The organism is Herminiimonas fonticola, assembly GCF_040395855.1.
Classification (GTDB): domain Bacteria; phylum Pseudomonadota; class Gammaproteobacteria; order Burkholderiales; family Burkholderiaceae_D; genus Oxalicibacterium; species Oxalicibacterium fonticola_A.
Genome location: NZ_JBEBPO010000100.1, coordinates 1 through 8,369, shown reverse-complemented (window position 1 = coordinate 8,369; position 8,369 = coordinate 1). Strand labels below are relative to the sequence as shown.

Below are 8,369 nucleotides of genomic sequence, written 5' to 3'. Positions count from 1 at the left end.
TATTGCCGCGCGGCCGAAATGCATTTCTTCGGCGACGGTGACAAAGTAGCGTAATTGCCTGAGTTCGATATTCATGGCTTACGTGGCGTAATTCATAGACATTGATGAATGATAGCTAACTGGATTGCTGTTTGAATTTACCATCAATCAATATCTTATACGTATTGATAATGATGGAATCATATATTTGACACATAGCCTAACGCAAGGCAATCTAGGCGCTCTTTTCAAGGATTTGCCCTGTTACCGGGCAGGCAATCGTTGCAGTGCATATTGCAGCGACCTACCGATTTGCATTCTTTCTGGAGTCATCATGGCATTCAATCGCCGCTCGAAAAACATCACGCAAGGCGTGTCCCGCAGCCCTAACCGTTCCATGTATTACGCCATGGGTTACGAAAAGGCCGATTTCGACAAACCTATGGTCGGTATCGCCAACGGTCACTCGACGATTACACCATGTAACTCCGGCCTGCAAAAACTGGCTGATATCGCGATCAAGACGGTCAAGGATGCAGGCGGCAATCCGCAAGTGTTCGGTACGCCGACCATTTCCGACGGTATGTCCATGGGCACCGAAGGCATGAAGTATTCGCTGATCTCGCGCGAAGTCATTGCCGACTGCATCGAAACCGCCGTCAACGGCCAATGGATGGATGGCGTGCTCGTCATCGGTGGCTGCGACAAGAACATGCCAGGCGGCATGATCGCGATGTTGCGTACCAATGTGCCGAGTATTTATGTGTACGGCGGCACCATCAAGCCGGGTCACTGGAAGGGTAAAGACCTGACCATCGTTTCCGCATTTGAAGCGGTCGGTGAATTCACTGCCGGTCGCATGTCGCAGGAAGATTTCGACGGCATCGAACGCAATGCCTGCCCATCGTCCGGTTCCTGCGGCGGTATGTATACAGCCAACACCATGTCGTCTTCGTTCGAAGCATTGGGTCTGGCCTTGCCATACTCGTCGACGATGGCCAATCCTGATGATGAAAAAGTCGGTTCCGCAGCAGAATCCGCACGCGTACTGATCGAAGCAATCAAAAAGGATTTGAAGCCGCGCGACATCGTTACGCGTAAATCAATCGAGAACGCAGTGGCTGTCATCATGGCAACCGGCGGTTCGACCAACGCAGTGTTGCACTTCCTGGCGATTGCGCACGCAGCAGAAATCGACTGGACCATCGACGATTTCGAACGCATGCGTAAAAAAGTTCCGGTCATCTGCGACCTGAAACCATCCGGCAAATACGTGGCAACCGATCTGCATAAAGCAGGCGGCATTCCGCAAGTGATGAAGGTATTGCTCGAAGCAGGCTTGTTGCATGGCGATTGCATGACGATTACCGGCCAGACAGTTGCAGAAGCGCTGGCGCATATCCCATCGGTACCAAGTGCCGACCAGGACGTGATCCACACGATCGACAAGGCTTTGTACGCACAAGGTCACCTCGCGATCCTGAAAGGCAATCTGTCGCCTGAAGGTTGCGTGGCAAAAATCACTGGTCTGAAAAATCCAGTGATCACCGGACCTGCCCGTGTATTTGATGATGAATACACGGCAATGGATGCCATCATGGCGAACAAGATTGTTGCTGGCGATGTACTCGTCATGCGCTATCTCGGACCTAAAGGCGGCCCAGGCATGCCGGAAATGCTGGCGCCGACTTCCGCACTGGTCGGCCAGGGTTTGGGCGAATCAGTCGGCTTGATTACCGACGGTCGTTTCTCCGGCGGTACATGGGGCATGGTTGTCGGTCACGTGTCGCCGGAAGCATTCGTTGGTGGCCTGATCGGTCTGGTCGAAGAAGGTGATTCGGTCACCATCGATGCGCATAAACTGTTGATTCAGTTGAACGTGCCGGAAGAAGAAATCGCACGTCGTCGCGCCAACTGGAAACAGCCTGCGCCGCGTTATACGCGTGGCGTATTGGCGAAATATGCAGCGCTGGCATCGACGGCAAGTAAAGGTGCCGTGACAGGTTGATGCTGTTTTTTTAAAAATGAAAAAAGCCGGATTGTTATCCGGCTTTTTTCATTTTGCAGGTTTGACCTAAGTAAGCTTGAATGCAATCAGGTATTAATCCTCTGATAGTTCGCAGAAGCGCAGGCGATTACCAAACGGATCCATTACTTGCAACAGGCGTCCCCAGTCGACGGTTTCTATGTCCGGTTTGGCATACATGTACTTTTTCGCGTGGAGTTCCTTGTGTAGCGCATCTATATCTTCTACAGGAATAAATATCCCGGATCCCGGTGTTGCATCTCCATGATGTTCACTCAAATGCAAGGTCAGTCCCGAGCGTGTCACTTGCGCATACAAGGGAAACTCGGCTTCAAAACGATGTTCCCAATCCAGCGTGAAGCCAAGAAAATCCAGATAAAACTCTTTGGCTTTGTCTACGCAAAAAATGCGAATGATGGGGATGGCGGCAGATAATTTCATAACGCTTTAATCAGGTTGGTGTATGGGCCAGATGGTATCTGCATAACGGCTGACTGTATCAATCTATAAAACCAATCATCACAACATTGGCGCCTGTACTTTCCTCTGCCATGGCTTGTGCAGGCGCTATATGGATAGCGCAGTCCATAATGCAAAAAGCCCGCAACCGATAAAGGGAGCAGGCTAATATTTTGATTCATCCAGTCCTATAGTGGAAAGTGACAAATCTCAGGGCGATGTGAATCGCACACACTCATTATGCACTTAATCCGGAAAGAGTCAATTGTTTTTCGCGTTTTTCAAGATTGGATACGGTCCTTGCCCCTTGCTTGTAAAAAAATAAATAGAACGCTCATGTGAACAAATCGACTACAAGCGGGATCAATTTCGTCCTGCATGGCAATGCCGCGAATGATGTCTGTATAGTGGCCGACTTAAATGAGGGAATCCATGAAAACAATCATCGCGGCATTCATGCTGATACTGACTTCTGCAATTGCGCATGCCGACACCAATATGGACAGGCAATCGTATTGCTCCAGTTATGCGAGCATGTTCAAATCAATTGCCGCCTGGCGCGATCAAGGCATGCAGCCTGAAAAAACGCTGGAGTTGATACGCGGAGTGAAAGGCATCCCGCTGCAGGTAAAGCAGGAATCCATCAAGGCAGTTTATTTTGACAAGTCGCTGGCAAATGCCAGGGGGCCGGAGTTCGGCAATCAGGTGCGCCTGGATTGCCTGGCCGGAAAAGTTAAATGACGATCTTTTGATTCAGGCGGTAATTGTCTGTCGCGCAATTGCCGTCATCCGGATCGCTAGTGGGCGGATAAATACGCTGTCTATTTGAAAGTTTTATTGACGCGTTCCTTGCGTGCCTTTTCCAGCTGCTCATGGGCTTTGCGCTTGTCGCGGCCGAGCATGCGTTCAAAAAATTCGAACCACAGGAAGGCGACAATGAACAGGCCGACGATCCACCACCACGACATGTTTTCGAGCGGGCCGATTTCCAGATATTTCAAAACCGATAGCAATACGATGATGATGATGAGCGGCATGTCTTCTCCCTTTTCGCTGCAGCATATTGTGAAAAAGTGTAACGGTCAATTGCTGTCGTCAACCCTGATGTTATGTTCGCGTTGTATTCATGCCGGGCAATGTATCGTGCGACTGAAACACGGTAGAATGGCGGCGATCAATCTTGTGGAGAAAAGCATGAAAAGTTCTTTGTTGGTAGCTCTGGTTTTGACTGCGGGTGTGTCGAATGTCGCGCTGGCAAACGCCGATCTCGCAAAAGCAAAAAACTGCATGGCCTGCCATTCAGTGACGAATAAAGTATTGGGCCCGGCTTTCAAGGATGTGGGTGCCAAATACGCCGGACAAAAAGGCGCTGAAGACAAATTGGTGCAAAAAATCATCAAGGGCGGTAGTGGCGCCTGGGGCACGGTGCCTATGCCGGCCAATGCGCAGGTAAGCGAAGCGGAAGCGCATACGCTGGTGAAATGGATACTGTCGTTGAAATAAGCCGGTTGCAATCGATGCGCGGAGTTCAGCGTATCGATGACAAAAATAAAGCGCTCTTCGGAGCGCTTTATTTTTGTCGGAGCATCTGGTGTCGTATTGCGAGAAATAAAAAGCCTCGCGATTTTTCCGCGAGGCTTTTACAGCAAGGTCTGTTTGCTGCTTATTTGGTCACTGCCAGTATTTCGCGTTTGCCGTTCCTGAATGTATAGAGCGTCAAGGTACCGTCCTTGATGTCGCCCTTGGCATCGAAAGCAATGGTGCCGGTAATGCCGGGGTAATTGCTCTTTGCCAGTTCAGGCAGGTATTTGGCAGGTTCCGACGAATTGGCTTTCTTCATGGCTTCGACGACTGCGTTGGTCGCGTCGTAGGCATAAGCCGCGGTATAGACCACTTCTACGCCAAAGCGTTTTTTGTAGGCAGCGCGAAAGTCTTCCACACCTTTTCTGCGCGTTTCCGGTACGCCGCCGGCTTCGGCGCAGACCACCTGGTTATCGCCCAGCGCGTTGCCGGCCAAGCCCGGCAGCGAGCCGGTGCAGATGCCGTCGCCGCCCATGAATTTGGCATTGATGCCCAGCTGTTTCATCTGACGCAACATCGGGCCGCCGACCGCATCCATGCCACCGAAGAAGATGATGTCGGGCTTCTTGGCCTTGATCGAGGTCAGAATCGAGTTGAAGTCGGTTGCCTTGTTGTTGGTGTATTGGCTGGCAACCACGGAGCCGCCGGCGGCCTTCACGCCCTTGGCAAATTCATCGGCTACACCCTGGCCGTATGCGGTACGGTCATCGATCACGGCGACGCTTTTCCCGCCCAGTGTCTTGACTGCATACTGGCCCAGCACCTGACCCAGTTGCGCATCATTGGCCACCACGCGGAAGGCGGTCTTGAAGCCCTGCTGCGTGTATTTCGGATTCGTTGCGGACGGCGATACTTGCGGGATGCCTGCGTTGGAATAAATTCTGGACGCAGGAATCGTGGTGCCGGAATTCAAATGGCCGATCACGGCGACAACGCCGGCATCGACCAGTTTTTGTGCGGCGGCGGTAGCCTGTTTTGGATCGGCGGCATCATCTTCTGCCAGCAACTGGAATTTTACTTTCTTGCCGCCTATGGTGATGCCTTTGGTATTCAGGTCTTCGACGGCCATGCGTGCACCGTTTTCATTATCCTTGCCCATGTGCGCATCGGTACCGGTGATCGGGGCTACGCTGCCGATCTTGATGATCTGTTCCTGCGCTGCAGCGCCGCCTGCAAGGGCAAAGGCAAGCGCGCCGGCCAGTGGAATCATTTTGCTCTTGAACTGCATATATTTTCTCCTGAGGATTGTAAAAATACAGAGTAGCTGCAACACTGACCATGCATGCATCTCAAGATGATGACCTTACAACAGAAGAAAATACGACGCAAAGCGTTTTTGTGCGATTTTTCAGATTTACACAGCTCCCCATGTCCAAACTTCATACCCTAGACAAAGTCGATCGCAAGCTTTTAAACCTTCTGCAGAAGGATAATCAGATGCCGACACGCACCCTGGCGGACAAGGTGCATATTTCGCAGCCGACCTGCTTGCGGCGCATACGCGATATGCGTGATGCCGGCATCATCAGCGCCGATGTGGCGATGATCGATCCGTTTGCGCTGGGCTACGGGATGCTGGCGTTTCTGGAAGTATCGCTGGGGAATCAATCCGACGAACACATGCAGGAGTTTGAAACGCGCATGAACAAGGAAGCGGAAGTGATGCAGTGCTATTTCGTTTCCGGCGATTACGATTATTTTCTGGTAGTGCATGTGGTGGACATGGACGCCTATTACCAGTTTGTACGCCGCGCGATTTCGGGTTCCGGCAATGTGCGGCATTTTCAGTCGCGCTTCCCGATGAAGCGGGCGAAGTTCGATACGCGCATTGCGCTTGACGAGAAGGTTAGTGCGCTGCAGGTGCGTATAGCTAAATAAAAGCACAGGCGAAAAGCGCAGGCAGTTTCTTCGCGCATAAAAAAACGCTGCATGAAATAACATGCAGCGTTTTTTTTGAAGCTTGTTTTTTTAAGCTGTGATCGATTGCGGCGTGATGATGCGATCGGATGGCCGATACGGCATGCCGGTGAAGCGGAAATTCACTTCCGGTTGACGTCCGGAAACGATGTCGGCCAAGGCACGGCCCGAGCCGCAACCCATGGTCCAGCCCAGCGTGCCGTGACCAGTGTTCAGGAACAGATTGCTGAATTTGGTCTTGCCGATGTAAGGCACATTGGATGGCGTCAATGGGCGCAAACCGGTCCAGTAGGTAGGATTGTCATAATCGCAGGCATCGGGGAACAATTCGCGCGTGCGGCGCGTGATGGCTTCGCAACGCGCGGTATTCAATTCGCGCGTGTAACCGTTCAATTCGCAAGTGCCGGCGACACGCAGGCGATCGCCCAGGCGCGAGACCACCAGTTTGTAGCCGTCGTCGGTCAGCGATACCGACGGTGCAGCGGACGGATCGGTCACGGTGTAGGTTGCCGAATAACCCTTGCCCGGATAAATCATCAGATCGATGCCCAAGGGTTTTGCCAGCGCGGTAGAAAAACTACCCATCGCCAATACATATGCGTCGGCGTGCAGGACTTCGTGGCGACCTTCCGGTGTGATGACTTCCACGCCGGTGATTTTGGCGCTGGCGCCTGCACCTTCGGTAATCAGGCGGGTGACCGTGGTATTGAACTTGAAATTGACGCCGGCTTCGGCTGACTTTTGCGCCAGGCCGGAGGTGAACTTGTAGACATCGCCGGATTCGTCGTTGGCAGTGAAGTCGCCGCCGACGATCTTGTCGCGTATGCGAGCCAAAGCGGGTTCGATACGGATGACTTCATCTGTACTGATGGAATCGCGCGGACAACCCAGATCGCGCATCAGTTTGGCAGCCGGCAGCGAATCGTCGAATTCTTTTTGATCGGTATAGAAATGCAGAATGCCGCGATTCAGGTTGTCGTACTGGATACCGGTTTCAGCGCGCAAGCCGACCAGCGTCTGGCGGCTGTATTCGCAGATGGCGACGATCTGGCGGATATTTTCATTGGTACGACCCGGCGTGCATTCACGCAGGAAATTCAACGCCCACTTCCACTGCAGCCATTCGGGACGGAAGCGGTACAGCAAAGGAGCGTCTTCCTTGCCCAGCCACTTCAGCACTTTCATCGGGGCAGCGGGGTTGGCCCAAGGCTCGGCATGCGAGACGGAAATCTGGCAACCATTGGCAAAACTGGTTTCCTGCGCGGCGCCAGGCTGGCGATCAATCACTGTGACATCATGGCCCGACTTGTTTAAAAACCATGCGGATGCAGTACCGATGATGCCTGAACCCAAGACAATTACTTTCATTTCAATTTCCGCCATTGTTGTTGTGCAATGACTCAATTGTAGGAAATTATCTATTTTTTATGTGTTCATTGTGATGCCATATATTTATATAAAAATATATGGATGATTAATTTTTGTTTTAAAAAATAAAAAAATGAATATAAATTTATTTTTTTGAAAAATGAATATTGTCGATTTCTTGCGCCACGGCATCGCTGATCACTTCTTCCAGCGTCTCACGCAAACCCTGCCGTAATTCATTCACGGCCAGTTGTACGCTGCTGGCAAGGCTTTCACTGATGCGCTGTTCGAGCACGGTATCGATACGATCCAGAATTTGTGTCAGCACGCGCTCACTTATCTTCTGTTCCAGGCGTGTCCATTCTTCATCCAGCCAGCCGGTAATCGGAGCATGTTCTATTGGCGCCAGCGTGGATTCGACTTCGACCTGAAGCACAGGGATATCTGCGAACTCTTCAGGCTCTGGTGTGGATATTGGGGGAGAGGAAAATGCCGGAGCTGGCGCACGAGCAGAAGGCGGTACGGGTGTTGATGCCGTGCCTGATACGCGCGGTGGTGTCAGGATGACTTCGGTCAGGACGGGAATGCCGGAATCTGGCGGGGATTTATTCATGAATGTTCAGCCACAAAATGGGTCAGCGGATAGCCGCGCTGTTTGTAATAAGCATAGCGTTCGCGTCCGGAAGATTTATCGGCATCGTCGGATGAGACAACTTCAAACATCCGCTCGAAACGCGCAAAGTGTTCAGGCGGTGTATCCGACAGATTGATCAGGATCTGGTGATGTGGCGACTCCATCGCCTGTTCGGTAGTCAGCAGAATTGGCGTTTGCGCAGCCAATGGATCGTCCATCGCGACATGCGGCAGGAAGTCGTGTTCGGAAAACGTCCATAACGCTTCATCCAGCGCTGCAAGTTGCGCGCGATCCCTGGCCAGAATCACTACCTGGAAATCGGCCTTGCGTGCCTTGCGCGCAAGGCGGCACGCGTACGCGATTTTGTCTGGAACATTGCTGTGAAAGTCGATACGCGTCATAAGG

General features: G+C 52.0%; 10 protein-coding genes. 4 read left to right on the top strand and 6 right to left on the bottom strand.

Features of this window, described 5'->3' with window-relative positions; translation table 11 throughout:
• The first annotated feature begins 313 nt into the window (after positions 1–313).
• Positions 314–1,987, top strand: coding sequence for a dihydroxy-acid dehydratase (gene ilvD / locus ABWP27_RS11060; RefSeq protein ID WP_353156661.1), 1,674 nt, complete (start codon positions 314–316; stop codon positions 1,985–1,987).
• 93 nt (positions 1,988–2,080) lie between these two features.
• Here the strand turns inward: ilvD and ABWP27_RS11055 are convergent, their stop codons facing one another.
• On the bottom strand, positions 2,081–2,446 hold the full coding sequence (locus ABWP27_RS11055; RefSeq protein ID WP_353156658.1) for a glyoxalase superfamily protein: 366 nt from the start codon (positions 2,444–2,446) through the stop codon (positions 2,081–2,083).
• A gap of 450 nt (positions 2,447–2,896) precedes the next feature.
• Here ABWP27_RS11055 and ABWP27_RS11050 point away from each other — a divergent pair, with 450 nt between their 5' ends.
• Positions 2,897–3,205, top strand: coding sequence for a hypothetical protein (locus tag ABWP27_RS11050; protein WP_353156655.1), 309 nt, complete (start codon positions 2,897–2,899; stop codon positions 3,203–3,205).
• Positions 3,206–3,285: 80 nt separating this feature from the next.
• Here ABWP27_RS11050 and ABWP27_RS11045 read toward each other — a convergent pair whose 3' ends face one another.
• Positions 3,286–3,501, bottom strand: coding sequence for a TIGR04438 family Trp-rich protein (locus tag ABWP27_RS11045; protein WP_011870271.1), 216 nt, complete (start codon positions 3,499–3,501; stop codon positions 3,286–3,288).
• Between the two features lie 157 nt (positions 3,502–3,658).
• Here ABWP27_RS11045 and ABWP27_RS11040 point away from each other — a divergent pair, with 157 nt between their 5' ends.
• Positions 3,659–3,967, top strand: a complete 309-nt coding sequence (locus ABWP27_RS11040; protein WP_353156651.1) for a c-type cytochrome — start codon at positions 3,659–3,661, stop codon at positions 3,965–3,967.
• A 160-nt stretch (positions 3,968–4,127) separates the two neighbouring features.
• Here the strand turns inward: ABWP27_RS11040 and ABWP27_RS11035 are convergent, their stop codons facing one another.
• Positions 4,128–5,273 carry a branched-chain amino acid ABC transporter substrate-binding protein gene (locus tag ABWP27_RS11035; protein ID WP_353156648.1) on the bottom strand — a complete coding sequence of 382 codons (1,146 nt, stop codon included), beginning with the start codon at positions 5,271–5,273 and terminating at the stop codon, positions 4,128–4,130.
• Positions 5,274–5,413: 140 nt separating this feature from the next.
• On the opposite strand from ABWP27_RS11035, the gene ABWP27_RS11030 reads away from it, so the two are divergent.
• Positions 5,414–5,923, top strand: coding sequence for an Lrp/AsnC family transcriptional regulator (locus ABWP27_RS11030; protein ID WP_353156646.1), 510 nt, complete (start codon positions 5,414–5,416; stop codon positions 5,921–5,923).
• Positions 5,924–6,013: 90 nt separating this feature from the next.
• Here ABWP27_RS11030 and ABWP27_RS11025 read toward each other — a convergent pair whose 3' ends face one another.
• From ABWP27_RS11025 to ABWP27_RS11015, 3 genes are all read right to left on the bottom strand, one after another.
• Complete coding sequence (locus tag ABWP27_RS11025; protein ID WP_353156643.1) at positions 6,014–7,330, bottom strand: D-amino acid dehydrogenase; 1,317 nt, start codon at positions 7,328–7,330, stop codon at positions 6,014–6,016.
• 145 nt (positions 7,331–7,475) lie between these two features.
• Complete coding sequence (locus tag ABWP27_RS11020) at positions 7,476–7,943, bottom strand: hypothetical protein (protein ID WP_353156640.1); 468 nt, start codon at positions 7,941–7,943, stop codon at positions 7,476–7,478.
• On the bottom strand, positions 7,940–8,365 hold the full coding sequence (locus ABWP27_RS11015; protein ID WP_353156664.1) for a DNA polymerase III subunit chi: 426 nt from the start codon (positions 8,363–8,365) through the stop codon (positions 7,940–7,942). The genes ABWP27_RS11020 and ABWP27_RS11015 overlap by 4 nt, the downstream gene beginning before the upstream one ends.
• Positions 8,366–8,369: the final 4 nt, after the last annotated feature.

What these genes read in the sequence shown, in the direction of transcription:
- ABWP27_RS11035 (WP_353156648.1), bottom strand. Translation starts at nt 5,273, where the DNA reads ATGCAGTTCAAGAGCAAAATGATTCCACTGGCCGGCGCGCTTGCCTTT.
- ABWP27_RS11055 (WP_353156658.1), bottom strand. Translation starts at nt 2,446, where the DNA reads ATGAAATTATCTGCCGCCATCCCCATCATTCGCATTTTTTGCGTAGAC.
- ABWP27_RS11050 (WP_353156655.1), top strand. Translation starts at nt 2,897, where the DNA reads ATGAAAACAATCATCGCGGCATTCATGCTGATACTGACTTCTGCAATT.
- ABWP27_RS11025 (WP_353156643.1), bottom strand. Translation starts at nt 7,330, where the DNA reads ATGAAAGTAATTGTCTTGGGTTCAGGCATCATCGGTACTGCATCCGCA.
- ilvD (WP_353156661.1), top strand. Translation starts at nt 314, where the DNA reads ATGGCATTCAATCGCCGCTCGAAAAACATCACGCAAGGCGTGTCCCGC.
- ABWP27_RS11030 (WP_353156646.1), top strand. Translation starts at nt 5,414, where the DNA reads ATGTCCAAACTTCATACCCTAGACAAAGTCGATCGCAAGCTTTTAAAC.
- ABWP27_RS11015 (WP_353156664.1), bottom strand. Translation starts at nt 8,365, where the DNA reads ATGACGCGTATCGACTTTCACAGCAATGTTCCAGACAAAATCGCGTAC.
- ABWP27_RS11045 (WP_011870271.1), bottom strand. Translation starts at nt 3,501, where the DNA reads ATGCCGCTCATCATCATCATCGTATTGCTATCGGTTTTGAAATATCTG.
- ABWP27_RS11020 (WP_353156640.1), bottom strand. Translation starts at nt 7,943, where the DNA reads ATGAATAAATCCCCGCCAGATTCCGGCATTCCCGTCCTGACCGAAGTC.
- ABWP27_RS11040 (WP_353156651.1), top strand. Translation starts at nt 3,659, where the DNA reads ATGAAAAGTTCTTTGTTGGTAGCTCTGGTTTTGACTGCGGGTGTGTCG.